General features: G+C 69.3%; 26 protein-coding genes and 1 tRNA gene. 17 read left to right on the forward strand and 10 right to left on the reverse strand.

The features are described from left to right. Positions 1-476, reverse strand: a 476-nt coding sequence (locus ACJ73U_RS41530) for a phosphoglycerate mutase family protein (protein WP_407783272.1), incomplete at its 3' end; no start/stop codon positions are given. A 64-nt stretch (positions 477-540) separates the two neighbouring features. Between ACJ73U_RS41530 and ACJ73U_RS41535 the strand changes: the two genes are divergently transcribed. From ACJ73U_RS41535 to ACJ73U_RS41565, 7 genes are all read left to right on the forward strand, one after another. After that, a complete protein-coding gene (locus ACJ73U_RS41535; protein ID WP_407783273.1) occupies positions 541-858 on the forward strand; it encodes an EthD family reductase in 318 nt (105 codons plus the stop codon). Positions 859-895: 37 nt separating this feature from the next. Next, a complete protein-coding gene (locus ACJ73U_RS41540; protein ID WP_407783274.1) occupies positions 896-1,711 on the forward strand; it encodes a 3-hydroxyacyl-CoA dehydrogenase family protein in 816 nt (271 codons plus the stop codon). Positions 1,712-1,725: 14 nt separating this feature from the next. After that, entirely contained in the window at positions 1,726-2,892 is a 1,167-nt protein-coding gene (gene eis, locus ACJ73U_RS41545; RefSeq protein WP_407783275.1) for an enhanced intracellular survival protein Eis, read from the forward strand. A 43-nt stretch (positions 2,893-2,935) separates the two neighbouring features. Beyond that, the gene (locus ACJ73U_RS41550) at positions 2,936-3,628 is read left to right on the forward strand and encodes a response regulator transcription factor (protein WP_407783276.1); all 693 of its coding nucleotides are present in this window, start codon (positions 2,936-2,938) and stop codon (positions 3,626-3,628) included. Beyond that, complete coding sequence (locus ACJ73U_RS41555) at positions 3,628-5,019, forward strand: sensor histidine kinase (protein WP_407783297.1); 1,392 nt, start codon at positions 3,628-3,630, stop codon at positions 5,017-5,019. Before ACJ73U_RS41550 ends, ACJ73U_RS41555 begins: the two co-directional genes overlap by 1 nt. 492 nt (positions 5,020-5,511) lie before the next feature. Further along, a complete protein-coding gene (locus ACJ73U_RS41560) occupies positions 5,512-6,816 on the forward strand; it encodes a S1C family serine protease (RefSeq protein ID WP_407783277.1) in 1,305 nt (434 codons plus the stop codon). A 184-nt stretch (positions 6,817-7,000) separates the two neighbouring features. Next, a complete protein-coding gene (locus tag ACJ73U_RS41565) occupies positions 7,001-8,569 on the forward strand; it encodes a thiamine pyrophosphate-dependent enzyme (protein ID WP_407783278.1) in 1,569 nt (522 codons plus the stop codon). On the opposite strand, the gene ACJ73U_RS41570 is transcribed toward ACJ73U_RS41565, so the two are convergent. Continuing rightward, the gene (locus ACJ73U_RS41570) at positions 8,552-9,157 is read right to left on the reverse strand and encodes a disulfide bond formation protein DsbA (protein WP_407783279.1); all 606 of its coding nucleotides are present in this window, start codon (positions 9,155-9,157) and stop codon (positions 8,552-8,554) included. The genes ACJ73U_RS41565 and ACJ73U_RS41570 overlap by 18 nt on opposite strands. Positions 9,158-9,377: 220 nt before the next feature. Next, positions 9,378-10,508, reverse strand: a complete 1,131-nt coding sequence (locus ACJ73U_RS41575) for an FAD-dependent monooxygenase (protein WP_407783280.1) — start codon at positions 10,506-10,508, stop codon at positions 9,378-9,380. A 109-nt stretch (positions 10,509-10,617) separates the two neighbouring features. Here ACJ73U_RS41575 and ACJ73U_RS41580 point away from each other — a divergent pair, with 109 nt between their 5' ends. Genes ACJ73U_RS41580 through ACJ73U_RS41590 form a run of 3 tightly spaced genes read left to right on the forward strand, consistent with a single transcriptional unit; the run spans position 10,618 to position 12,216 of the window. After that, positions 10,618-11,541, forward strand: a complete 924-nt coding sequence (locus tag ACJ73U_RS41580; RefSeq protein ID WP_407783281.1) for a TetR/AcrR family transcriptional regulator C-terminal domain-containing protein — start codon at positions 10,618-10,620, stop codon at positions 11,539-11,541. Positions 11,542-11,560: 19 nt separating this feature from the next. Next, on the forward strand, positions 11,561-12,055 hold the full coding sequence (locus ACJ73U_RS41585) for a molybdenum cofactor biosynthesis protein B (RefSeq protein ID WP_407783282.1): 495 nt from the start codon (positions 11,561-11,563) through the stop codon (positions 12,053-12,055). After that, positions 12,055-12,216: a hypothetical protein gene (locus tag ACJ73U_RS41590; protein WP_407783283.1), complete on the forward strand. Its 162-nt coding sequence runs from the start codon at positions 12,055-12,057 to the stop codon at positions 12,214-12,216. The genes ACJ73U_RS41585 and ACJ73U_RS41590 overlap by 1 nt, the downstream gene beginning before the upstream one ends. A 761-nt stretch (positions 12,217-12,977) precedes the next feature. Here the strand turns inward: ACJ73U_RS41590 and mscL are convergent. The 4 genes from mscL to ACJ73U_RS41610 all read right to left on the reverse strand — a co-directional run bounded on the left by mscL (position 12,978) and on the right by ACJ73U_RS41610 (position 15,536). Next, complete coding sequence (mscL, locus tag ACJ73U_RS41595) at positions 12,978-13,478, reverse strand: large-conductance mechanosensitive channel protein MscL (protein WP_407783284.1); 501 nt, start codon at positions 13,476-13,478, stop codon at positions 12,978-12,980. A gap of 301 nt (positions 13,479-13,779) precedes the next feature. Continuing rightward, positions 13,780-14,403: an SAF domain-containing protein gene (locus ACJ73U_RS41600; RefSeq protein ID WP_407783285.1), complete on the reverse strand. Its 624-nt coding sequence runs from the start codon at positions 14,401-14,403 to the stop codon at positions 13,780-13,782. Positions 14,404-14,489: 86 nt separating this feature from the next. After that, a complete protein-coding gene (locus tag ACJ73U_RS41605; RefSeq protein ID WP_407783286.1) occupies positions 14,490-14,825 on the reverse strand; it encodes an FmdB family zinc ribbon protein in 336 nt (111 codons plus the stop codon). A gap of 102 nt (positions 14,826-14,927) precedes the next feature. Then, positions 14,928-15,536 carry a 5-formyltetrahydrofolate cyclo-ligase gene (locus ACJ73U_RS41610; protein WP_407783287.1) on the reverse strand — a complete coding sequence of 203 codons (609 nt, stop codon included), beginning with the start codon at positions 15,534-15,536 and terminating at the stop codon, positions 14,928-14,930. Between the two features lie 24 nt (positions 15,537-15,560). Here ACJ73U_RS41610 and ACJ73U_RS41615 point away from each other — a divergent pair, with 24 nt between their 5' ends. The 5 genes from ACJ73U_RS41615 (at position 15,561) to ACJ73U_RS41635 (ending at position 19,468) form a co-directional block, all read left to right on the forward strand. Then, positions 15,561-16,478, forward strand: a complete 918-nt coding sequence (locus ACJ73U_RS41615; protein ID WP_407783288.1) for a UTP--glucose-1-phosphate uridylyltransferase — start codon at positions 15,561-15,563, stop codon at positions 16,476-16,478. A 21-nt stretch (positions 16,479-16,499) separates the two neighbouring features. After that, positions 16,500-17,723, forward strand: a complete 1,224-nt coding sequence (gene glp, locus ACJ73U_RS41620; protein ID WP_407783289.1) for a gephyrin-like molybdotransferase Glp — start codon at positions 16,500-16,502, stop codon at positions 17,721-17,723. Further along, positions 17,716-18,381 carry a GNAT family N-acetyltransferase gene (locus tag ACJ73U_RS41625; protein ID WP_407783290.1) on the forward strand — a complete coding sequence of 222 codons (666 nt, stop codon included), beginning with the start codon at positions 17,716-17,718 and terminating at the stop codon, positions 18,379-18,381. Before glp ends, ACJ73U_RS41625 begins: the two co-directional genes overlap by 8 nt. 118 nt (positions 18,382-18,499) lie before the next feature. Continuing rightward, positions 18,500-19,363 carry a gephyrin-like molybdotransferase receptor GlpR gene (gene glpR / locus ACJ73U_RS41630; protein ID WP_407783291.1) on the forward strand — a complete coding sequence of 288 codons (864 nt, stop codon included), beginning with the start codon at positions 18,500-18,502 and terminating at the stop codon, positions 19,361-19,363. Positions 19,364-19,395: 32 nt separating this feature from the next. Then, positions 19,396-19,468, forward strand: a tRNA-Ala gene (locus ACJ73U_RS41635). A 149-nt stretch (positions 19,469-19,617) separates the two neighbouring features. Here the strand turns inward: ACJ73U_RS41635 and ACJ73U_RS41640 are convergent. From ACJ73U_RS41640 to ACJ73U_RS41650, 3 genes are read right to left on the reverse strand one after another with little or no spacing between them, the layout of a single operon-like run. After that, a complete protein-coding gene (locus ACJ73U_RS41640) occupies positions 19,618-21,024 on the reverse strand; it encodes a CBS domain-containing protein (protein ID WP_407783292.1) in 1,407 nt (468 codons plus the stop codon). 5 nt (positions 21,025-21,029) lie between these two features. Then, the gene (locus ACJ73U_RS41645; protein ID WP_407783293.1) at positions 21,030-21,785 is read right to left on the reverse strand and encodes a hypothetical protein; all 756 of its coding nucleotides are present in this window, start codon (positions 21,783-21,785) and stop codon (positions 21,030-21,032) included. Beyond that, the gene (locus ACJ73U_RS41650; protein WP_407783294.1) at positions 21,778-22,722 is read right to left on the reverse strand and encodes a ParA family protein; all 945 of its coding nucleotides are present in this window, start codon (positions 22,720-22,722) and stop codon (positions 21,778-21,780) included. The genes ACJ73U_RS41645 and ACJ73U_RS41650 overlap by 8 nt, the downstream gene beginning before the upstream one ends. Before the next feature lie 326 nt (positions 22,723-23,048). Between ACJ73U_RS41650 and ACJ73U_RS41655 the strand changes: the two genes are divergently transcribed. Next, positions 23,049-23,351, forward strand: a complete 303-nt coding sequence (locus tag ACJ73U_RS41655) for a hypothetical protein (protein WP_407783295.1) — start codon at positions 23,049-23,051, stop codon at positions 23,349-23,351. Then, on the forward strand, positions 23,341-24,392 hold a 1,052-nt coding region (locus ACJ73U_RS41660; protein ID WP_407783296.1), incomplete at its 3' end, for a putative T7SS-secreted protein. The genes ACJ73U_RS41655 and ACJ73U_RS41660, both read left to right, overlap by 11 nt.

Here is a 24,392-nt window from a genome sequence, read left to right on the forward strand (position 1 = left end):
CGCATCGTCAGGCCGTGGGACACCACCAGCACCGTGTTCGGGTGGGTGTCGTCCTTCGCCGTCCGCAGCTCCAGCTCGTTCAGGAACGACGCCACGCGGTCGTCGACGTCCGCGCCCGACTCGCCGTGCGGTAGCCGGTAGAAGAAGTGGCCGAACTCGTTGCGGCGCTGCTTCTCCACCTCCTGCTCGACCGGGTCCTGCAGGTTGCCCCAGTCCTGCTCCCGCAGCCGCGGCTCGGTCACCACCCGTTCGGTCGCCACGTCCAGCAGCGCGAACGTCCGCAACGCGCGCACGTAGGGACTGACGTACGCCGCGACCGGGCCCGGGTGCAGCAGCGCTCGCACCGCGGGGCCGGCCGCCCGCGCCTGCGCCTCGCCCCGCACCGTCAGCGGCAACGCGTGGTCCGGCGTGCGCGTGTACGCCAGCTCGTCGATGTTTCCCAGGCTTTCCGCGTGCCGCAGCAGGATGATCCGCACGGCGCTATCGTGCCTTCTCGCGGACTATTACAGTTCCACCGGCGACCAACGCGAGGAGTGTCACATGATCAAGTATGTCGCGCTGTACCGGCAGCCCGTCGACGCCGGGGCGTTCGACAAGGCGTACTTCGAGTCGCACAAGCCGCTCATCGACAAGGTTCCCGGGCTGGTCCGGCAGGAGATCGCCAAGGTCAACCGCACGTTCGTGCCCAACTTCCTCGAGGGCAGCGAGCCGTACCTCATCGCCGAGCTGTACTTCGAGTCCAAGGACGCCATGAAGGCCGGGTTCGCCTCGCCCGAGTGGCAGGCCGCCGGCGCCAACCTCACCGAGATCGGTGGCATGGAGCTGGTCGCCATGTTCTCCGCCGAGGTCGTCGAGTGAGCCACGGACACCACGACCGGCGACCGCGGAAAGAGCCGTGAAAGCCGCGGTCGTCGGTGGCGGGACCATGGGTGCGGGCATCGCGCACGTCCTGCTCGCCGCCGGCAACGAGGTAACGGTCGCCGAGGCCGGCGCCGACCGTGCGGCCGCCGCGAAGGACGCCGTGGCCGCCTCGCTGGGAAAGGCCGAGCAGCGGGGCAAACTCGGCACGTCCGCACAGGAACTGCTCGAACGTCTCGACGTGGTGCCGGCCGTCGACCAACTCCCCCGCACGACCGAACTGGTCATCGAGGCCGTGCCGGAGGACGTCGCCCTCAAGCGGCGGGTGTTCGCCGACGTCCGCGCGGCCTGCCCGAACGCGCTGCTCGCCTCCAACACGTCGTCGCTGTCGATCAGGAGCCTGGGCGACGACATCATCGGCATGCACTTCTTCAACCCCGTGCCCGTCCAGGCGCTCCTGGAGCTGGTCGTGCACGACGACCTCGACCCCGCCCGGGTCATCCAGGCCCGCGACTGGGGTGAGTCGCTCGGCAAGACCGTCATCGAGGTGCGTGACTCACCCGGTTTCGCCACCTCGCGGCTCGGCGTGGTGGTCGGGCTCGAGGCCATCCGCATGCTGGAGGAGGGCGTCGCGTCCGCGACGGACATCGACACGGGCATGCGCCTCGGGTACGGCTGGCCGATGGGTCCGCTGCGGCTCACCGACCTCGTCGGACTCGACGTGCGCCTGTCGATCGCCGAGCACCTGACCAGGGAGCTGGGGCCCCGGTTCACCCCGCCCGAGCTGCTGCGGAACAAAGTGGCGCGCGGTGAGCTGGGCCGCAAGACTGGTCGTGGATTCTTCGACTGGTGACAGGGGAGCGGAACTTGATCATCCGGCCGCCACGGGACGCCGACGACGAGCAGATTCACGAGGTGGCCAGGCTGGCGTTCGGTGGTGCCCGCGAACCGGGACCGGACAGCCTCTGGTCCAACCAGCCGGGCTGGCACGGGCTCGTGGCCGAGCTGGACGGGCGGATCGGCGGCACCCTGAAGGTCCGTGACTACCAGCAGTTCTTCGGCGGCACGGCGGTGCCGATGGGCGGCATCTCGACCGTCGCCGTGGCACCGGCCGGACGCGGGCACGGTGTCGCCACCGCCCTGCTCGACGCGGTCCTGCCCGAGATGCGCGACCGCGGGCAGTGCGTCTCCGCGCTCTACCCGTCCGTGCCGGCGCTCTACCGGAGCCGCGGCTGGGAGCAGACCGGCAACTACGAGCGCGTGAAGCTGCGGCCCGAGCTGTTCGCCCTCCTCCCCGCGGCACGCCTGGTCATGCGCCACGCGACCGAGGCCGACCTGCCCGCGCTGCACGACTGCTACCTGCGGTTCGCGCGGACCGTCGACGGCATGCTCGACCGCTCGACGGCCGCATTCCAGCTGGAGCGGCTCCTGGAGCTGGACATCGTCGAGGTCGCGCCCGGCGAGGACGGCACCGTGCGCGGCTACCTCACGGGCGAGCGGCGGGAGGGCGACACGCTGATCATCCACGACCTGGTCGCCGACGACCGGGAGACCGCGCTCGGCCTGTTCGCGAACCTCGGCCGCTGGGCCGGCATCCTCACCGAGATCTCGTTGCGGATCAACGACCCCGCCTGGTGGCAGCTGCTCATGACGCAGCCGATGCTGCACGAGGTGCGCAACCACCCGTGGATGCTGCGGGTGGTCGACCTGCCGGCGGCGGTCGCCGCACGTGGCTGGCCGAACGCGGCGTACCTGGCTTCGACGAGCGTCGACATCGAGGTCGTCGACGAGCACGCGCCGTGGCAGGCCGGGCGGCACCGGCTGGTCGTGGACGGCGGCAAGGTGGTCTGTGAACCCGGTGGCGACGGCACGGTTCGGCTCCAGGCCAGGGCGCTCGGCCCCTGGTACGCGGGCTCGGCGGACACGGCCATGCTGCGGCGGGGCGGCCTGCTCGACGGTGACGCCTCCGCCGCCCGCGTCCTCGACCTCCTGACCGGCGCGCCGCGCCTACCTCGAATGGCCGACTCGTTCTGATCCTCTCAGGCAAGTCTCAGCACACTGGGTAACACTGACGGGCATGCGCATCCTCGTTGTCGACGACGACCGTGCCGTTCGCGAGTCGCTGCGGCGGTCGCTGCAGTTCAACGGCTACCAGGTCGACCTGGCCACCGACGGCCAGCAGGCGCTGGAGTCGGTGTCCACCGCCCGGCCCGACGCCATGGTGCTCGACGTGATGATGCCGAGGGTGGACGGCCTGGAGGTGTGCCGGCGGCTGCGCGGCACCGGTGACGACCTGCCGATCCTGGTCCTCACCGCGCGTGACACCGTCTCCGACCGGGTCGCCGGCCTCGACGCGGGCGCCGACGACTACCTGCCGAAGCCGTTCGCGCTGGAGGAGCTGCTCGCGCGGCTGCGTGCGCTGCTGCGGCGCCGCACGTTCGACACCGCGGGCGGGCCGCCGCCGCAGACGCTGAGCTTCGCGGGCCTGGAGCTGGATCCGGGCACCCGCGATGTCAAGCGCGGCGACCGGCCGATCAGTCTGACCAGGACCGAGTTCGCGCTGCTCGAGCTGCTGCTCGCGCACCCCAAGCAGGTGCTGACCCGCGGTCGCATCCTCGAGGAGGTCTGGGGCTACGACTTCCCGACCTCCGGCAACGCGCTCGAGGTGTACATCGGCTACCTGCGTCGCAAGACCGAGGCCGACGGCGAGCCCCGCCTGATCCATACCGTGCGCGGCATCGGCTACGTGCTGCGGGAGACGCCGCCGTGATGCTGCTCGCCACGCCGCCGACCGGCAAGAAGCGGGTGTCGCTGCGGTCACGGGTGACGATGCTCGCGGCCAGCTGCGTGGCCGGCGCGGTGGCGCTCGTGTCGCTCGGCGCGTACTTGACCGTGAAGGAGAACCTCTACCAGCAGGTCGACGACTCGCTGCGGCAGAAGGCGCAGGACACGGTCCAGTCGGAGTGGATCGCGCAGACGCCCTCCGGGGACGTCCCCGTCGGCCTGCTCGGGGTGTCCGGCGTGGAGGTGGCACTGGTCAGCCCGGACGGGTCGATACTCTTCGGCGATCCACGCAACCTGCCGCCGATCTCCTCGGCCGAGCTGGCGGTCGTGCACGAGTCCGACCACTCGAACATCCGGACCGATCAGAAGAAGGACTCCCGCGTCGTCTCCGTGGCCTACCAGGGTGACGTGCTGGTGATCGCCCAGTCGCTGGACCCGACGAAGAAGCAGCTCGGCGACCTGGCGCTGGTGCTGTTCCTGATCGGTGGCGCCGGTGTGGTCGTCGCGGCGGTCGCGGGCACGGCCGTGGCCCGGACCGGGCTGGCACCCGTGCAGCGGCTGACCAGGGCCACCGAACGCGTTGCCCGTACAGGTGACCTGCGTCCGATCCAGGTGGACGGCGACGACGAGCTGGCGCGGCTGTCGCACAGCTTCAACCTCATGCTCGGCGCGGTCGCCAACGCGCAGATGCGGCAGCGGCAACTCGTCGCGGACGCCGGCCACGAGCTGCGCACGCCTCTGACGTCGATGCGCACCAACCTCGAACTGCTGCTGGCGGCGGAGAAGCCGGACACGCCACAGCTGTCGGAGGCGGACAAGGTGGAGATCCACAGCGACGTGCGTGCGCAGCTGGACGAGCTGACGCAGCTCATCGGCGACCTGGTCGAGCTGGCCCGCGAGGACGCGCCGCCGCTCACGTACGAGGCGGTGGACATGGTCGAGGTCGTCGAACAGGCGCTGGCCAGGGCGCGGCGGCGGGCCGGCGAGGTGAACTTCGAGGTGGAGCTGCACCCGTGGTTCCTCCTCGGGGAGCCGCACACGCTGGAGCGAGCGGTGCTGAACCTGCTGGACAACGCGGTGAAGTTCAGCCCGGCGGGCGGGACCGTGCGGGTGGAACTGCGGCCCGCCGCCGACGGGTACGCGTTCCTCCAGGTGGCCGACGCGGGGCCGGGGATCAAGGACGCGGACCTGCCGCACGTGTTCGACCGGTTCTACCGTTCGGACGAGGCGCGGACCCTGCCCGGCTCCGGGTTGGGGCTCGCGATTGTGAAAAGTGCCGCGGAGAGGCACGGTGGAGCCGTGTTCGCGGGTAGGTCGGCCGATGGCGGGGCACTCATCGCGATGAGACTGCCCGGAAGTTCGGAGCCAATTCTCTAGGTCCGCAAAGGTTGGTCTCAGGCCGTTCTCAGGACCAGGGCGGAAGGTAGTCACATGACCGAGGACAACCGGCCAACGAATCCGGCGCCGGGACAACCGAACAGGGAAGCGGCTGAGTGGTACGCCAGGCCGGCGGACCAAGGGGAGACAGCCGCGTCGGGGCGTGAGGTTGCCGCGGGGCCGCCTGCGGGAGTTGGGGAGGAACCGAGGGGAGCCGCGCCGGATGGGGCGGCACCACAGGGAACGCCGGGGGAGGTGGCGGAGTCGGGGGACCGGTTCGGTCATTCACAGTGGGGGGTCGCTCACGGGGTCGGGGAGGGCCCTGAGCGACCCTCTGCTGCGTACAACGCGGGGGAGGTGCCTGGCCGGCCGGAGGTGTCGGGGAACGCGCCGGCGGGTTGGGTCGCGGGAACGCCGGGCGAGATGTCGGGCTCGCCCGGCGTGGCACGAGGTCAGTGGGTGCCAGGACAGCCGGAAGGGCAGGGATTCGGGATGCCGCAGGGCGAGTGGAGCGCTGGGCCGGCACAACCGGGGAACGAGTGGACCGGTCAGGGCCAACCAGGCAGTGAGTGGGCGCGACCGCCCCAGGAGACCGTGGTCTTCGGGTCGGCCGGGCAGGGCGGCGGTGGCACACCGCCGGCGGGCACCAACTACCTGCTCCGGCCGAGCCAGCCGCAGCCGCAGTCCCCACCGCAGCCCGAGCAGCAGCGGAAGGGCAGGGGCGGGCTGGTCGCGGGCGTCGCGGTGCTGGCGTTGCTCGTCGGGGGCGGTGCCGGCGCGCTCGGGGGGTATCTGGTCGCCGACTCGAACACGTCCAACGCGCCGGCGTCGAACGCGCTGGACCAGGCGCCGCCTGCCGACCAGACGTCGTCGTCGGCGCCCGCCGGCACGGTCGAGGCGGTGGCCCAGAAGGTCTCGCCGACCGTGGTGCAGCTGCAGGTCGAGGGCCGCCAGGCCGCCGGCGAGGGCTCCGGCTTCATCATCAGCTCCGACGGGCTGATCGTGACCAACAACCACGTGGTCGAGGTCGCCGCCGACGGCGGGAAGATCACGGCCGTGTTCGCGGACGGCTCCCAGACGCCCGCGAAGGTCATCGGCCGGGACCCGACCTCGGACGTGGCCGTGGTCAAGGCCGAGGACAAGACCGGTCTGCCGGTCGTCGAGCTGGGCAGCTCCGAGGCCCTCAAGGTCGGCGAGGGCGTCGTGGCGATCGGCTCGCCGTTCGAGCTGTCCGGCACCGTGACGTCCGGCATCGTCAGCTCGCTGCACCGCCCCACCCGCGCCGGCGGCGAGGACGGCTCGCAGGCGACGGTGATGGACGCCATCCAGACCGACGCCGCCATCAACCCGGGTAACTCCGGTGGCCCGCTGGTCAACATGCAGGGTCAGGTCATCGGCATCAACTCGGCCATCTACTCGCCGCAGTCCTCCAGCAGCAGCCAGGGTGGCTCGGTCGGCATCGGCTTCGCCATCCCGATCGACCAGGCGCGGCGCACGGCCGACGAGATCGTCAAGACCGGCAAGGCGACGCAGACCATCCTCGGCGTGAGCGTCCGGGACAACCAGGACGGCGGCGCGCTGGTCGTGGACGTCACCGGCGGCGGCCCGGGCGAGCAAGCCGGACTGAAGTCCGGAGACGTCGTCACCAAGCTCGACAACCGGCGCATCGACACCTCAGACGCGCTGGTGGCGGCGGTCCGGTCGCACAAACCCGGCGACAAGGTTCGGCTTGAGTTGAGCAACGGTTCGCGCACAGTTGAAGCGACCCTTGCCGGTCAGACCGTCGAGCCACAATGATTGGTCGGGAACTGCTCGAGTTCCCACCACGGACGCTCGGCCGCAGGACAGCGGCCGAGACCAACTCCGGCTCGATGCCCCCGAGCCGGGAGAGCCTCAAGCGGGGCTCTGCGACGCCGTACGCGGACGGTAAACCCCTCGCTCGCCCGCGTGCGGCGTCGTCCCGTCTGACAGACTTCCGCCAATGCGGCTAGCCGGTCACGCCCTCGTCGAACAACTACTGGCCTACGGCGTCGATCTCGCGTTCTGCGTGCCCGGGGAGAGTTATCTCGCGGTACTCGACGGCCTCTACGCCCACCGGGACCGCGTCAGGCTCGTCACCGCTCGGCAGGAAACCGGCGCCGCGATGATGGCCGCCGCGTACGGGAAACTCACGGGACGGCCCGGGATCTGTCTCGTGACGCGTGGGCCCGGCGCGGCCAACGCCAGTGGTGGTGTGCACGTCGCCCGGCAGGACGCGTGTCCGATGGTGTTGCTCGTCGGGCAGGTGCCCACCACCAACCGGGACCGGACCGCCTTCCAGGAGGTCGACATCCGGGCGATGTTCGCGCCGCTGGCCAAGGCCGTGTACCGGGTGGACGTGGCAGACCGGGTGCCGGAACTGGTCGCGCGGGCCATGGTGACGGCCGTGTCGGGGGAGCCGGGGCCCGTGGTGCTGGAACTGCCCGAGGACGTGCTCGCCACGGCGACGGGTGCGCCGGTCGTGCCCGCTGTACCCGCGGTCGTGCCGGCGCCGGCACCCGAGGACGTCGCCGAGTTCGTGCGCAGACTGCGTGACGCCCAGCGGCCCCTGCTCGTCGTCGGCGGCACGGGGTGGACCGTCGAGGCGACCCGTGCCGTGCGGGCGTTCGCGGAGGCGGCGGGCGTTCCGCTGGCCACCGCCGTGCGGCACCAGGACCTCGTCGACCACCGCTCGCCCGTGTTCGTCGGCACGCTCGGGCTCAACACCACGCCGGGACTGGCGAAGGCGGTCGGCGACGCCGACGTGCTCGCGTTCGTCGGGACGCGGCCCGATGCCCTGACGGTGGACGACTTCCAGCTCCTCGACGTGCCCGCGCCGAAGCAGGCGCTGCTCCACGTCCACCCGGATCCCGCTGTGCCGCAACAGGTCCACCGAGCCGACCTGGCCATCGTCGCGGGGCCCGCCCGGTTCGCGGCCGCTCTGCCCGTCGACCCCGGGCAGCCGTCGGACTGGCTGGACCGGTTGCGGGACAACTACTTGCGGGGTCCGTCGCCGGCGCCGGCCGCGGACTTCATGCGGGTACTGGACGAGCGGGTGCCCGACCCCATCATCAGCACCGGCGCCGGCGCGTACACCGCCTGGCCCCAGAAACACCACCGGTTCACCACGTACCCGTCGCAGCTCGGCACCCAGTCCGGCTCGATGGGCTTCGGGCTGCCTGCCGCCATCGCCGCGCAGTTCGTCCACCCGGACCGGCGGGCCATCGCGTTCGCGGGGGACGGGTGCTTCCTCATGACCGGGCAGGAGCTGTCCACCGCCGTCCGGTACGGCCTCACGCCGCTCATCATCGTCGTCAACAACGGTTCCTACGGCACGATCCGTGACCACCAGGCGCGGCGGTTCCCCGGCCGGGAGTACGGCACGGACCTGGTCAACCCGGACTTCGCCGCGTACGCCCGCGCGTTCGGCGCGCTGGGGGAACGGGTGCGTACCCCGACCGAGTTCGCCGCCGCGCTCGATCGGGTGGCCGGGCGTGCCGCGCTCATCGAGATCTCAGTTGACGACGGGTGAGGTGCGGACGCGCTTCAGCTCGAAGAAGCCCGGCGTGCCGGACACCAGCAGCACGCCGTCCCACAGCCGGCCGGCGTCCTCGCCGCGCGGGGTCGGCGACACGACCGGACCGAAGAACGCGTTGACCGAGCCGTCCGGCATGGTCACGTGGATCGCCGGCGTGCCGAGGTCCTCGCCCACCGGTCCGAGCCCTTCCTGGTTGCCGGCCAGCAAGGCATCGTCGTACTCGGTCGAGTCGGCGGCGTCGGCCAGCTCCACCGGCAGGTCCGCCTCCGCCAGCGCCGCCGTGTACAGGTCGCGGCCGAGCGGCTGCTTCTCCAGGTGGATCCGGTTGCCGAGCGCGGTGTAGACGGCCCGCGGGTCGCCGTACTTCTGCTCGACCGCCTTCGCGACACGGGCCGGCCCCCAGGCGGTGTCCAGCCACTCGCGGTACCAGTCCTCGACCTCCCGGTCCTTGTTGAGCAGGGCCAGGCTGAGCACGTGGAACCGAACCCGCACGTCCCGAACCCGCTCCACCTCGAGCAACCACCGCGACGCGATCCACGCCCACGGGCACTTCGGGTCGAACCACATGTCCACGTTCGTCATGCGGCAACCCTACGAAGCGGATTGGTCCCGTCCTAGAGCCAATATCGACTTGGTCCACTGAGCCAATCCGGCTTGAGCCTGCCGCTCGCCCCTGACCAGGGCGGCCTCCGGCCCCGAAATCGAGCCTAGCGCTGGGGACCGACGAACTTCTTGGGGTCGCTGACCGGTTGTCCACAGAGGCCGCCGTCGCCTGTTGCGTCGCCGGCCTCTGCTCCACGCGTCAGTGGACCCTTGCCGCGTAGTTCTTCAGTGCCACCTCGTCCGGGGAGTGCTCGCCCATGTCGGCGGCCGCGAAGGCGTCGAACAGTTCCTGGGACACCGGGATGGTGAAGGAGTCCCTCGCCTGGCGGCCCAGCTCGTGCGCGGCCGCCACGTAGTCACGCAGCGCGTGCTCGTACTCCGCGAGCGCCTTCTCATGGCTGTCCTGTGTGGACAGCTCGCCGGCCAGGACGTACGCGCCCAGCAGTGCCTGTGACGTGCCGCGGCCGGACATGGGGGACGCGCAGTAGCCGGCGTCACCCACCAGTGTCACGCGGCCGGTGGACCAGCTGGGCATGGTGATCTGGCTCAGCTCGTCGAAGTAGAAGTCCGTCGCCGCCGGCATCCTCGCCAGCAGGGACTGCGCCTCCCAGCCCACGTTCTCGTACGCCGTGCGGATCGCCTCCTCCTGCGCCTCGCGGTTCCTCGGCACGTCCTGCGCCGGGAACATGAAGAGGACTCGCAGCTCCGTGTTCTCCTTGCTGGCGAACACGTTCAGCGACCGGTCGCCGGACACGTGGGACATGCCCATGCGGTCCAGGCTCAGGTAGTTGTCCGTGCTGAACGACGCGAAGGCGTACCCCATGTGCTGGGTGAACCGCTCCTTCGGGCCGAACGCGAGCGCCCGCACCCGCGAGTGCAGGCCGTCGGCGCCGATGACGAGGTCGAACGTTCTCGTGGCGCCGCGCTCGAAGCCGACCCGCACGCCGTCCGCGTCCTGCGTCAGCGTGGCGATCGAGTCGCCGAAGACGTACTCGGTGTCGTTCTTCGTCAGGTCGTACAGGATGCGGGTCAGGTCCGTCTTGAGGACCTCCAGCTCGCCGGCGAAGATCTCGCCGGGCATGATCGCGATCTGGTTGCCGTCCGCGTCGACGACCCTCGCGTCGCCCGAGTGGGTGGCGTGGGCCCGCAGTTCGTCGAGGATACCCATCTGGTCGAGCACGCGCATCGCCGTGCCGCGGAAGTCGACGGCCAGGCCGCCGGGGCGGATCTTCTCCGCGCGCTCGACGATCGTGGCGCGGATGCCGTGGCGGTTGAGCCAGTACGCCAGAGCCGGGCCCGCGACGCTTGCCCCCGAGATCAGCACGTCCATGGTTTCTCCCTCTGCTTGTTGCCGGTGTATGTACAATGTATCTGCACTAGTTCACGGGGTTTTCCAGCTGGAATCGGCGGTAGGTGTACTAGTACGGGAAGGGAGAGCCGTGGCGGACTCGGCGGAGATCCTGGCCAGCATCCGGCGACGGATCACCTCCGGCGAGCTGAAGCCCGGCGATCGGGTGCCGTCGACGCGGCAGATCACCAGGAAGTGGGGGGTCGCCATGGCCACGGCCACCCGGGTGCTCACCGCGCTGCAGCAGGAGGGGCTCGTCGTCGCGCGGCCGGGGGTGGGCACCGTGGTGGCCAGTGCGGCTCCCCCGGACACGGACCCGGTCAGGGTCACGCCGCGTGCGCGGCGCACACCACGGGAGATCACCCGGAAGGATGTGGTGCGCACGGCCATGGCGATCGCCGACGCCGAGGGCTCGACGGCGCTGTCGATGCGTCGGGTGGCAACTGAGCTGGGGGTGGCGACCATGTCGCTGTACCGGCACGTGCCCAGCAAGGACGACCTGGTCGAGCGGATGATCGACACGGCGTTCGGGGACCACCGGTTCACCGCGCCGCCGCCGGACGACTGGCTCGCGGCAGTTCGGGACGCGGCGGTCCGGCTGTGGGAGACCTTCCGCCGGCACCCGTGGCTGCCCGCGGTCATGTCGCTCACCCGGCCCCAGGTCACGCCGAACGTCCTGGCCTACGGCGAGTGGGTGATGAGCGCGATGTCCGCGGCCGGGCTCGACCCGCGCCGGATCCTCCGGGTGCACCTGACCCTGTTCAGCTACGTCCGGGGGCTGGCCATCAACCTGGAGCCCGAGGTCCTCGCCGAGCAGGAGACCGGGCTGACCTACGCGGAGTTCATCGACACGCGGGACGCGGCCTTCGCGGCGGTCATCACGTCGGGGGCGTTCCCGACGTTCCAGGCGGTGGCGATGGACGCGGACTTCGACCTGGATCTTGACGAGCAGTTCGAGTTCGGGCTGCGGCACCTGCTCGCCGGGCTGGCCGGGTTGCCGCAGGGTGACAGGTAGGTCCGGCTACGGTGAGCGCATGGAACGGAGCGCGCAGCGGCTGGGCAGAGCCCTCATCGTGATCGTGGATGACCGCGTGGCACACGGGGAGCACGAGGACACCGTGGGTCCGCTGGTCACGGAGCTGTTGGAGGAGAACGGTTTCATCGTCGACGGGACCGTGGCGGTGGCCGGGGAGATGGTGGACATCCGCAACGCGCTGAACACCGCGGTGATCGGCGGTGTCGACGTGGTGATCACCGTGGGCGGCACCGGCGTGTCCCCACGCGACGTGACACCGGACGCGACCCTGGGCGTGCTCGACCGGCCGATCCCGGGGATCGCCGAGGCCATCCGGTCGTCCGGGCTGGCCGCGGGCGCGGTGGACGCCGGCATCTCGCGTGGACTGGTGGGGATCTCGGGCAGCACGCTGGTGGTCAACCTGGCCGGCTCCCGCTCGGCCGTGCGCGACGGGATGGCCACGCTGTCCGCACTGGTCCCGCACGTGATCGACGAGCTGTCCGCACTGGACTGATGACCGACCCCGACCGGCGGCGCCGGGATCGCGACCTGGACGACATCTTCGGCGAGATCCTCCCGTCGACGACATCCGACGAACGCGATCCCGAGCCCCCGGACCTCCGCGACGACTGGTACGAGCGCGAACGCCCACCCCACCACGAAGACCGCGAGTAGCCGCCCCAGCCGAACGGCTCGGCCGGGCTTCCAGGCCGCCCCCGCCGCTACCCGCTCCCGCGGGGGTGGGCGTCGAGAGATCGAGTTGCGTCACGAACGTGGCGCAGCAGGCGGTCCGCGCCGTTGGTGCCCGTCCCGCGGTGTGGGCGGCGCGAGACCGGGTTATGTCATGAATCTCGCGCAGGCGGCTCGCGCGGCCGCTACTCGCCCTGCTGTGTGGGCGGCGCGAGATCGAGTTGCGTCATGGACTTGGCGCAGCAGGCGGCTCGCGCGGCAGCTACCCATCCTGTGGTGTGGGTGTCGAGAGATCGAGCTGTGTCACGAATCTGGCGCAGCAGGCGGTTCGCGCCGTTGGTGCCCGTCCTGTGGTGTGGGTGTCGATGGAACGAGCTGTGTCACGAATCTCGCGCAGGCGGCTCGCGCGGCCGCTACCCGCTCTGCTGTGTGGGTGTCGAGAGATCGAGTTGCGTCATGGACTTGGCGCAGCAGTCGGCTCGCGCGGCAGCTACCCGCCCTGTGGTGTGGGTGTCGAGAGATCGAGCTGCGTCATGGAGCTGGCGCAGCAGGCGGCCCGTGTCGCCGCTACCCATCCCGCGGTGTGGGCGTCGAGAGGCCGAGCTGCGTCATGAACCTGGCGCAGCAGGCCGCTCGCGTCGTCGGTGCTCGGCGCCCCCGGTGCTCCGCTCGGTGGCCGGCATCGCGCCATGAGCAGGCGAAGTGCTATTCCGTCTCCGCCTGCTCCGACCGCGGTCCCCGCGGTGTCAGCGCGGGCGGTTCGGCGGCTGCTGGGGTGGCGGCGGCTGCTGCGGACGCGGCGGCTGGCGTAGTTGTCCGGTCTGCTGCTGGTAGCCGTGCTGCGGGACCGGTTGCTGGGACTGTTGCTGGCGGAGCAGGTCGCGGATCTCGGTGAGCAGTTCGACGTCCGTGGGCTCGGATGGGCCGGGCTCCTCTCCGCGCTTGCGGCGATCCTGGAGCTTCTTCATCGGGAAGACCAGGATGAAGTAGACCACCGCGGCGATGATCAGGAAGTTGATGAGCGCGGTGACGATGGCGGCGAAGTCCATCGTGGAGGCCTTGTTGCCGTCCACGATCTGCCACGACAGCCCCGTCACCTTCGTGCCGCCGAACGCTGCGATCAGTGGCTTGATGAAGCTGTCGGTGATGGCGGTGACGATCGCGGTGAACGCGGTGCCGATGATCACCGCGACGGCCAGGTCCACGACGTTCCCGCGCATGAGGAAGTCTTTGAAGCCCTTGAACACCAGCGGCTCCTTTCGCGTCGATGTGCGGACGCAGCGTAGTGAGGTGGTCAATGTTCCGCGCCACGAGCGGACGAGTCACTGGCTCGGGTGACGTCTGCTAGGGAGAACGCGCACGTACAACGAATACGGTGAGTTCGCCCGAGCCTCCGCACACCGCAACGACAGCACTCCTTTCTCGCTCTCCAGGGACAACGTCGCGCCCCACCCGCGCCCGGAGACGGCCGAGAGTGCTCCAGACGGTCAGGAGCGGCTCAGCAGCGCCCACGTCCTTCTCGCTGACCACGGCCGGGACGTGACCAGATCAGCGAAGGGTCACCGCCACCGGCTGGTCCAGGGCTGCCGCCGCTACTCGGGTCGCCTCCTCTCTCGGCAGGGCTATCACCACCAGGCTCGCGTCCGCGTCTGCTCGGCGGATCGTCAGGACCGTCGCGTTCGTGGCCAGTACCAGGGGGTCCGCGCTGCTCCGCGCCACTGTCACCACGTCCACCCGTGCTCCCGGCGTCAGCAGGTCCGCCACCGCCGGGTCGGCTAACCGGAACGGGACGGCCGACGCCGTGGGATCGCCCGCGGACAGGCGGCTGTTCTCCGGGCCGACCAGGCGCGCACGCGTCAACGGCTCGCCGGCGGTCGTCGCGCTAGCCAGTACTCGGCCCGTGGCCTCGGCGGGCGTGGTCAGGGCCGCCCGCGGGCGTAGGGACGGCGACAGACGGGACACCTCGACATCGGCGGCGCGCAGAGTCGTGCCCGGTGGCAGGTCATGGGCGGCCACCAGCATCGGCACCGTCGTGTCCGCCTCGCGGCGTGGTGGGCGGAGGGCGAGCACGGCCGCCAGCAGCACCAGCACCAGCGCGGTGATCCGGCGCGGCGCCAGCCAGCGAGGCCGGCGGTGGACTCGATGGTGGAGTCGGGAACGGGAGAACAGCATGCCGTTGACGGTACGGCGGGGAGACGACACAACCGCCCGAGTTACCGGGCGGTTGTGGATAACTCAGTGAGCTGTGGACAACTCCGTCAGGAGGCCTTCTTCTCCGTGGACGAGGACGTCGAGGACTTCGCCGAGGAGGGCGACGACGGCTTCTGCGTGGACGGCTTCTCCGTGGACGACGACTTCTCGGTGGACGACGGCTTCTCCGACGAGGACGAAGACGACGCCGACGAGGCCTTGCTCTCCGAACGGCTGTCGGTGCGGTAGAAGCCGCTGCCCTTGAACACCACGCCTACCGAGCCGTAGAGCTTGCGCAGCTTGCCGCCGCACTCAGGGCACTCGGTCAACGACGCGTCGCTGAAGGACTGCACCGCGTCGAAGCGGTGGTCGCACGCCGTACACGCGTACTGATAAGTGGGCACCGGTGGCTCCCTCTTCCCCAATTCGCTGGCACTCGTCACCGTGGAGTGCTAACCGCCATGATGCGCCAGACCGGGCGCGGAGCGCAAATACCGGGTCGCGTCTCACACGAACCGCAGTAGTCCCCGGTTCGGCGTGAGGACCGCGGTCATCCGGATGTCGTGCGGCTCGGCGGGCAACTGCTCGAAAATCTCCTGGTCACGGACCACGGCCACCAGGTGCGTCCCGGACGAGATGTCCACCAGGGAACGATCATAGTGACCAGCGCCACGTCCGAGTCGAACACCGTTCTTGTCGACCGCGAGCGCCGGCACGAGCACGAGGTCGGCGATCCGCAGCGCGAACGACCCCAGCAGCTCACCGATAGGCTCCACCAACCCGTACGGGCCGGCCCGCAGCGCCTCCTTGCCCGCGTACCAGCCCCAGTCGAGCGGACCCTCACCCATGACGACCGGCAGCAGCACCCGGGCACCGAACTCGGCCAGGTCCTCCAGCATCTGCGCCGAGCCCGGCTCCGAGCCGACCGGCACGTACGCGCACACGGTTTGCCCGGGACGCACGATTCGTCCGCTGGTCAGATGGGTGGCGAGGGACAGGGCCTCCGAGAACCGGACGGCCGCGGGCACGCGTCTGCGCTCGGCGAGCAGCTCCTTGCGCCACCGCCACTTGGTGTGTGCGGCTTGCTGGCGCGGATCACTCCCCGGCGTGGCCACATGATGAGGTTAGAGTCGCTGTCCATGGCGCAATCCACCGCAGTCACTTCCGGGCGCGGCACGGCGGGCATCCGAACCGCGATCGTGCCGGCCGCCGGGCTGGGCACCAGGTTCCTGCCGACCACCAAGTCCGTGCCGAAAGAGCTGCTCCCGGTCGTCGACACCCCGGGAATCGAGCATGTCGCGACCGAGGCCGCCGAAGCGGGCCTCGACAAGCTCGTCATCGTCACCTCACCCGGCAAGGACGCCGTCGCACAATATTTCCGTCCGCAACCGGAGCTCGAGGAGGAGTTGAGGAGCCGGGGCAAGGAACAGCTCGTCGAGAAGATCCGGCGCGCCCCGAACCTGCTCGAGAAGGTCGAGACCGCCATCCAGGAGAAGGCGCTCGGCCTGGGTCACGCCATCGGGTGCGCCGAGCCCAACCTGGACGACGACGAGCAGGCCGTCGCGGTCCTGCTGCCCGACGACCTCGTCCTCCCGCGCGGTGTCCTCCGCCGCATGATCGAGACGCGCGCGCGGTACGGCGGCACGGTCCTGTGCGCCTTCGACATCCCCCGGGAGGAGATCTCGCCGTACGGGGTGTTCGACGTCGAGGACACCGACGACCCGGATGTCAAGAAGGTCAACGGCATGGTGGAGAAGCCGTCGCCGGAAGAGGCGCCGTCCACGTTCGCCGCCGCAGGCCGCTACCTGCTGGACCGGGCGGTCTTCGACGCGATCAGGCGCACCAAGCCGGGCCGTGGCGGCGAGATCCAGGTGACCGACGCGATCGCGCTGCTGATCTCCGAGGGACACCCCGTCCACGTCGTCGTTCACCGGGGTGGACGTCACGACCTGGGCAATCCTGGGGGTTTCCTGCGTGCCGCCGTGGACTTTGCGCTCGAAGACCCCGAATATGGGCCAGAACTGCGCGAGTGGTTGCGCGGGAGAATCGGGGAGTAAGTCAACGGTGAGGTCACCGCGATGAGGTCAGTCGACGAGCAGCTCGGCCGGGCGCTTGCCGCCGCAGTTCGGCCTGCACCCGTGCGGGTGGCCATCTCCGAGGCACAGGGACTGCTGTGCGCCGAGGAGGTCGTCGCGGAACGCGCCCTGCCCGGCTTCGACCAGGCCGCCGTGGACGGCTACGCGGTGCGCAGCGTGGACGTCCAGGCGGCCGGTACCGAGCCCGTCCTGCTGCCGGTGGTCGGTGAGATCCAGGCTGGCTCCCGGCAGCCGAGGCGCCTCCAGCCGGGGCAGGCGGTACGGGTGGACACCGGCGCGCCCCTGCCCACGCTCGCCGACGCGGTCGTGCCCCTCGGCTACACCGACGGGCACCACGCGCGGGTGACCGTCAACCAGCCCGTGCCGTCGGCCGCGTTCGTCCGGCGCACCGGCGAGGACGTCCAGACCGGTGACGTCGCGGTCCGCCGGGGCGCGGCCATCGGCTCGGCGCAGGTCGGGCTGCTCGCGGCGGTCGGCCGGGCCAAGGTGCTCGTCTACCCCCGGCCGCGGGTGTCGATCATCTCCCTCGGTGACGAGCTGGTGGACATCGACCGCACGCCCGGCCAGGGACAGGTCTACGACGTCAACTCGTACTCGCTCGCCGCGGCCGCGCGGGACGCCGGCGCCGAGGTCAGCCGGGTGGGCATCGTGCCGACCGACTCGCGGCGGCTGCGGGAGATCATCGAGGGCCGGCTGCTGCTGAGCGAGATCGTGGTCATCGCGGGCGGCGTCGGCGGCGAGCTCGCGCAGGAGATCCGCGCCGCGCTGTCCGACCTCGGCGAGGTCGACATGACCCGGGTCGCCATGCACCCCGGGTCCGTGCAGGGGTTCGGCCGGCTCGGACCGGACGCGGTGCCGACGTTCTTCCTGCCGAGCAACCCGATGAGCGCGCTGGTCGTGTTCGAGGTGATGGTTCGGCCGCTGATCCGTGCCGCGCAAGGGAAGCGCAACCCGCATCGGCGCCAGATCACCGCCCGGCTACTGTCGCCCATCGTGTCGGTCAAGGGCCGGAGAGGCTACCTGCGCGCGCAGCTGCTGCGTGACGAGAACAACGGTGAGTACCTGGCCCAGCCGCTCGGGCAGTCCGGCTCGCACCTGCTCGCCTCGCTCGCCGAGGCGAACTGCCTGATCCTGGTGGACGACGAGACCACCGAGGTCGTCGTCGGGGAAGAGGTCCAGGTCAGCTTCCTCGCCCAGCGTGGCTGAGGTGAGCCATCGTCAGGGACCCGTCGGACGGCACCCGGGCTGGCCCGCCCGCCTGGGACCGTTGCACGTCGGCGCCGGTGTGCTCGAGGTGCGCAAGCCGAGGCTGTCCGACGCGAGTGCGTGGAGCCGGATCCGCCGCCGCGACCGCCGCCACCTCGAGACCTGGGAGCCGACCACGCCGGGTGACTGGGACACCAACAACGCCGCGCTCGCGTGGCCCGGCCAGTGGTCGACGCTGCGCGCCCTCGCGCGCCGCGGCATGTCGTTACCGTTCGTGATCACCGTCGACGGACAGCTCGCCGGGCAGGTGACCGTCGGCAACGTGGTTCGTGGCTCGCTGTGCTCGGCGTGGATCGGGTACTGGGTCGGCACGCACGCGGTCGGCGGCGGCGTCGCGACGGCCGCCGCGGCACTGGTCGTGGTCCACAGCTTCGTCGCCGCCGGCCTGCCCCGCCGGGTGGCGACCGTGCGGCCGGAGAACGCGCCGAGCATCCGGGTGCTCACGAAGCTCGGCTTCCGCGAGGAAGGCCTCTTCCGGCGATATCTCGACGTCGCGGGGATGTGGCGCGACCACCTGTGCTTCGCACTGACCACAGAGGACATTCCGAATGGACTGGTGAGCCGCCTGGTCGCCGAGGGCCACGCCTCACACGTTTGATCACGCCCGTTCGTGTTCGGTTGTGTGTACGGCGCGCCTCCGCCACACGTGTGACTGTTGTGACTAACGTGGCGACCGAGTCGTCTCGGGTGTCTTCGTGGTGCGCAGGGGAGGTGTCATGCCGAGCTCACTCGTTGTGGTCGCGCTCGTCGTGGCATGGCTCGTCGTCCTCGTGCCCATGATCGTGCGCAAGCGCCAGGAGGTGGCGAAGACCGGCGACTCCGAGCTGGCCGCGCGCGTGGTGCGGAGCGGCAGCGCTGAGGCGGAACTCGACCTGGAGGAGGCCGCCGTGGAAGAAGATGAGGAGATCCGGGAGGATTTAGCGGGAGAATTGGTGGCGGAGGTCACGGACATCTCGGAGGAAGTGCCGGATGACGACGCGGACCAGGACGACATGAGCTACTACGACGACGGTTACCCGCGCCAGTACCGTCCTGGCCGTGGTGGGTTCGACCCCGAGGCCGCCGCCGTCATCGCCCGCGCCAAGTACGCGTTCCGCCAACGGGTCGTCCTCGCCATGATCGTCGGCGCGATCCTCACGGCCGTCGGCGCCGCCGTCGTGTTCGTCCAGCTGTGGTGGGCGCACGGCTTCATCGACGTCGTCCTCGTGTCCTACCTCGTGTACCTGCGCCGCCAGGTCCGCATCGAGAACGAGATCCGCGAACGGCGGCTGGCCCGCATGCAGCGCGTCCGACGCGCCCAGGCGGCACACGCGGCCCAGGCGGAGGCCTACGCCCGAGCCGCGCAGTACGCCGCCGCCGAAGAGCCCGCGCACGAGCCCCGTACGGTCGAGGAGTACGTCGAGGAGATCTACCACCACGACGACGAGCCGACCCCCCGCGAACGCGTCGTCGACGAGCCCCCCGCACCCCCCGTCTACCGGGGCAACGCGGTGGTCGTCGACGTCGACGACGAGGACCCCGTGTTCTCGGATCTCCAGGAGCCCGGCAACCTGCCCTACCGTCGTGCGGCGGGCGAGTAGGGGTCTGATACGCTCTCTCCGCACACAGACCAGGGGCTGTAGCGCAGTTGGTAGCGCGTCTCGTTCGCATCGAGAAGGTCCGGGGTTCGATTCCCCGCAGCTCCACGCATGGGTGGCGAGTGCTCGCGGAGAGCGCTCGCCTTTTGCGTTCCGCCATTATGTTGGGGGGCCGAGCCCCCCCAACCCCCCACGGTGCGTTCGGTGCGGAACCAGCGGGGTCTTGTTTGGGCAGGGCTTCGAGGTTGAAGTGCTGGCTATGTTGGGTTGCGGTATTGGTGTAGCAGGGTGTTGAACATCCTTAGCTTGTCTACTGCGTCTTCTGGGACTGGGTCGGGGTGGAAGTGCATGACCTTGTTGCGGATGCCGCGGATTTCCTCCAGGCGGGCGATGAAGGTGGGGCGGTCCAGGGGCCAGTTCAGCTTGTCCCACATGTCCTTGTTCTCCAGGATGCGTTGGTAGTCGCCCATGGAGAGATCGTCGAAGCTGTTGATCTTTCTGTTGCAGAGGCCTTGGATGGCCTGGACGTCGAACGTGCGGCTCAGGATCCAGCGGAGCGTCTGGTCCAGTTCGCCCAGTTGGAAGAACGGTGTGGCCACCTCGCCGTAGCGTTGCACCACGTCCGCTGTCGTGACGATGCCCGCGATGGCCTTGTTGACGTTCCGGACGAACATGAACTCTCGCTGTTGCAGGGTGGGGAGAACCTCGAACAGGTCGCGGTCGTAGTCGACGACCTCCACGTGTTCGTCGATGGCGTCGGCGACGCTCGCGTCGGGCTTCTGGTGCATCGCCTGCGCGATCGACCGCCACGTCACGGCACCCCGCACGTTACGACTGCCGCTGAGGACGGCGAGCTGCGAATAGTCGTTGAGGAGCATCTTCGTGATTGCCTCTTCGAGCGTGCTGTTGGGGTTGACGGACTCCACGCCGTCGAGGGGAGACAGGTTTCCCACCGTCAGGCGGACGTTCAGGTCGCCGCCCCCTTCGTCGTCCTCGGTGACCGGTACGGCATCGGGCTCGGACGGCTCTACCGGTGCGGGCTCCTCCGCCTCGTCGCGGGGCGTGGTCAGCGAGACCATCGTGTCCAGGGTCACCGCGCGGAAGCTGGGGGACGTCACGAGCCCGTGGTTGGCCAGGTCAGCTTCGATCTGGCTTACCTGGTCCCCTCGTTCCGTCGCTCCCCAGAGCGCCAGGAGATCGCGGACCGAGACGTGTTCGGGGGCATGCTCGTCGGCATGCCTGCGCGCCTCCCGCAGGCGTTCGTGGATGCGCTGACGCGCCACATCCGCGTTCTGTTGGTTGGCCGCGGCCGTCGCCGTGGAGATCGCCTGGTCGAGGAACTCCTGGCGCACCGCGTCCAACAACCGGTCCTGGTCGACCACGAGCCACGCTCGCCAACCGTCGACAGCCCGCATGCCGGCCGCCACTATGGCCGCCCGCGAGGGCGAGCGGAACTCCTCGCCGTCGGGTTCGAGGCGGATGCGCCCCTTGTCGGTCACCGTCGCGTAGTAGGTCTTGCCGATGCGGTTGCGCTTGAACCTGAGTTTCGCGCCGGCCTCTATCAGACCGGCCTCCAGCAGGTCCGACACTGTGACGCGGCGGCCCCCGATCAGGTACATCGACCGCCCGCCTGCGGTTTGCTCTGCCACCGTTCCGCCGGGCACCGGGCTCACCACTTCCGCAGGCCGGCGAACTTGCGCCGCGCGCCAATAGCCTGCTTGAGCAGCCTCTTCTCGAGTTCTCTCTGGCTGAGGCGATCCAGTCGCGTGAGTCCCAACTCCGCGGCGACGGCCAGCAGGCTCTCCCGATCCAGGTGCTGTGCGCGCAGGTAGGCGGCGCCCTCGTCCTCGGTTTCGATCTCACGTAGACGCGTGGCGACGGCCGCCGCCTCGACAGCCGGCTTCGCGGTTTCGGACGACGGCGCCGCGTCCGAGGGCCGCACCTCACCCGGGGTGTCCTGCTGCTCGGGCGCTGAGCCACCGCCGACCGGGTCGGGAGGAGGTGGTGGTGGCGTCTTCGGCTCGTCCACGGATGCATCGGTCGGCTCGAAGGTGTGACCCGCCAGGAGACTCATGAGCTTGGGTTTGTTGCCGCTGCGCGGCAGGCCAAGGTTCTTCGCGACCTCACGCAGCTCTCCAACACGCAGGTCCGCCCTGTTCAGATAGATCCGCCGATCGTGCTCCGACGTCAGCATCGGAAGGTCGCGCGCTGTCTGAACTGGATCACGGAAAGGCACGTTGGAGAGATCGACCGCCGCACGGGTAGCGGGAGGTGTGGAGCTGGCGGGTGCCTCTGCGCCGTCGGTGCGGAGAACAGCGAGTTGTACGGCTCCGCTGGCAATCGCCTGGAGTGTGGCTTCGTCCTGCTGCTCCAGGAACTCGTACACTCTGGACTGCAGAACGACGAAATTCTTCAGGTCACTCACTGCGATCACCCGACGCCAACGCTAGCGCACCCAGGAATTCGTCGGCCAGCTTGTCGAACTCCCTGACGATCTCGTCCTTGCCGGTAGTGCGCAGCATTGCCGGTACACCACTTTCACCGGAGTTGCCGAAGTGGCGAGGACTGTTGCGGATCGTGCTCTGCAGTACGGGAACCCGCGAGTTCAGACGCACCTCCTGGATATACCCGTGCTGGGTGAAAATCACCTCTTGTGCATAGACCTGCACCATGGTGAAGACCACTCCCAGGAAGCTGGGATCTATCGGCCTGTGATCTGCCGTACCGGGTTTGTGGTTGACGTAGTCGTTGAACTCCTCGACGAGATCAGCGCAGTTGCCTGCCAGGTAGTCCAATCCCAACGTCGACAGGTAGTCCGCCTTGGCCGGCACGAGGATGTGCTCGCTGGCCACGATCGCCGTCTTGGTGACGAGGCCGAAATTCGGCGCACAGTCGATGAGCACCAGGTCGTACTGGCTGAAGGAGCTGTCCTCGAGCGCACTCCGCAGACAACCGTGCAGGTCCAGGTATTTTCGCTTCGACTCGGCGAGGGTGGTTCCGCCCAGCCGCGCGGCGAGTTGGAGATCGATTTCGATGAGGCCGAGGTGGGAAGAGATCAGGTCGAGCCGCCCGTCGGTGTTCGTGAGGACCTTGTTGACGCGCTCCGGCGTGACGACGAGGTCTGCCAAAGAGACTTCTCGTCCGGGCATTTCACCGTGGTACCACTGCCTGATCGTTCGGTTGTCCTTGAGTCGATCATGCCAGTCGTCGATCGAGAAGAACGAGAAGGTCAGGTTGGTCTGTGGGTCAAGATCAAGGAGTAGTACGCGTAAACCGCGGCTGGCCGCGACCGCACCGAGATTCGCGGTAAGAGTCGTCTTCCCTACCCCACCCTTGTAGTTCATGACCGCCACGACCCGCATAACTTCTCCCCGGTGGTCTCGTGCCCAACGGTGCCAGCGAACAATGATCGAATTGCTCGTTCATGTGGCCTGGTGACCTTCGCAGACAGCATGCGCCGAATGCAAGCAACGAGCATAGGCATCGACACGAACGTCCCCGAAGTTGTCGGTGCGCATCCATTAGGGTGAATCTTCCTGCGGACGAGCGAGTGTTCCTGTGATTCTTCTACTCGGTGTGGTCCCACGAGCGGTTGTGGATCAGTCTTCTGTGTCTGCCCTTTCTTCTCGTGGTTCGGTATGGTGTGTGAGCTTGCAGGGGTGTCAGGCGATCCTTGGGGGGTGCCGGCGTGGGCTCGGACGGGTTCTTCGTGGATCTGGGGGCGCTTTCCCTGGCCTGTGCTGGAGTTGAGCGGTTGGCGGGGGAGTTGGGGGAGGTCGCTTCCCTGGACGAGCCCCCCGCGGGAGTGTTCGGGCACGAGGAGTTGGCTCGGGCCGTCGGGGTGTTTCATGAGCGGTGGCGGGGCGGGGTCGAGGGGCTCGTTACCGATACCGAGGTGATTCACCGACGGCTTGTTGAGACTGTTGACGAGTATCGGAGGGTCGACTCGGGAGTTGCCGCCATGTTCGCGGAGGGTGGCTATGGGAACTGAGTCGGCCGCTGTTGACGACCCCGAGGCGCTTGTTCCTGGAAATCCTGCTTCGGTGTGGGAGATGGCTGGTTCGCTCGGCGGGATCGGGGTCGCGCTCGAGGAGATAGGGGCGGGGTTCCGGGGGATCGATGACGGCGGGTGGCAGGGAGTTGCCGCCGATGCTTTTCGGGCTTGTTTCGAGCGGCAGCCTTCTCGGTTCATGCGGGCTGCTGATGCTTTCGGCGATGCCGCTCTTGCGCTTGACTCTTATGCGTCCGCTCTTGGTTGGGCGCAGCGGCAGGCTGTTGAAGCTGTCGCGCTCGCTCGGGAGCCGCGGAAAGCACAACCCTTGCCGCCGTTGCTTTCTGTCGCGCAGCAGGCGCGGCAGTACGGGCTTGTCGCGAGCAGTGGTGAGCGTGAGGTTCTACCGTTCGCGCCGCGGCCGGATGCCTCCGACACCTTGGCTCGGGCGCGGGAGCAGTTGCACCGGATCGGGTGCGCAGCTGCTGGGAAGGTCCGGGCTGCCGCTGAGGTCGCGCCGCTCGAGGTGCGGTTGCTCGAGGCTATTGCTCCTCCTCCGGTGGTTGTTCCTCGGCCTGGCGGACGGCCGTTGGTGCTTTCCACGATCAGGGAGGATCGGGGTGGGTTGATGCTTGTGAAGCAGCACCTTGATCATGACACCTTGCGGGATCTTCCAGGGGCTTGGGATGCCGGGGTCGCCCGGTTGCGGCGGGTCATGCGGCTCGGGTTGGACCAGCTGTCGCCGCGGTTGCGGCAGCATCTGTTCGACGGGCACATCAAGAAGCGCAAGCAGGGAAACGGATATCGGGAGTTGGGTTATCACCACCGGGAAGGTGGTGTCGACCGCGGGCCTGTTCGGGTTGTTCGTGTTGTCGCGGGGCCGGATGTCAACGGGGTTTATCGGGCCCGGGTGGCTGGGCCCAGGACCGATGGCGGGTCCGAGTTCCGGATCAGCACCTTCTTTCCCGACTCCTGGTCGCGTGCTGATGTGTTGCGTGCCGTTCGGGATGCTTTTCTCGGCCGCATCTTCTTCGACGTCGA

It is taken from the genome of Actinophytocola sp., from assembly GCF_045807065.1.
Lineage (GTDB): Bacteria > Actinomycetota > Actinomycetes > Mycobacteriales > Pseudonocardiaceae > Actinophytocola.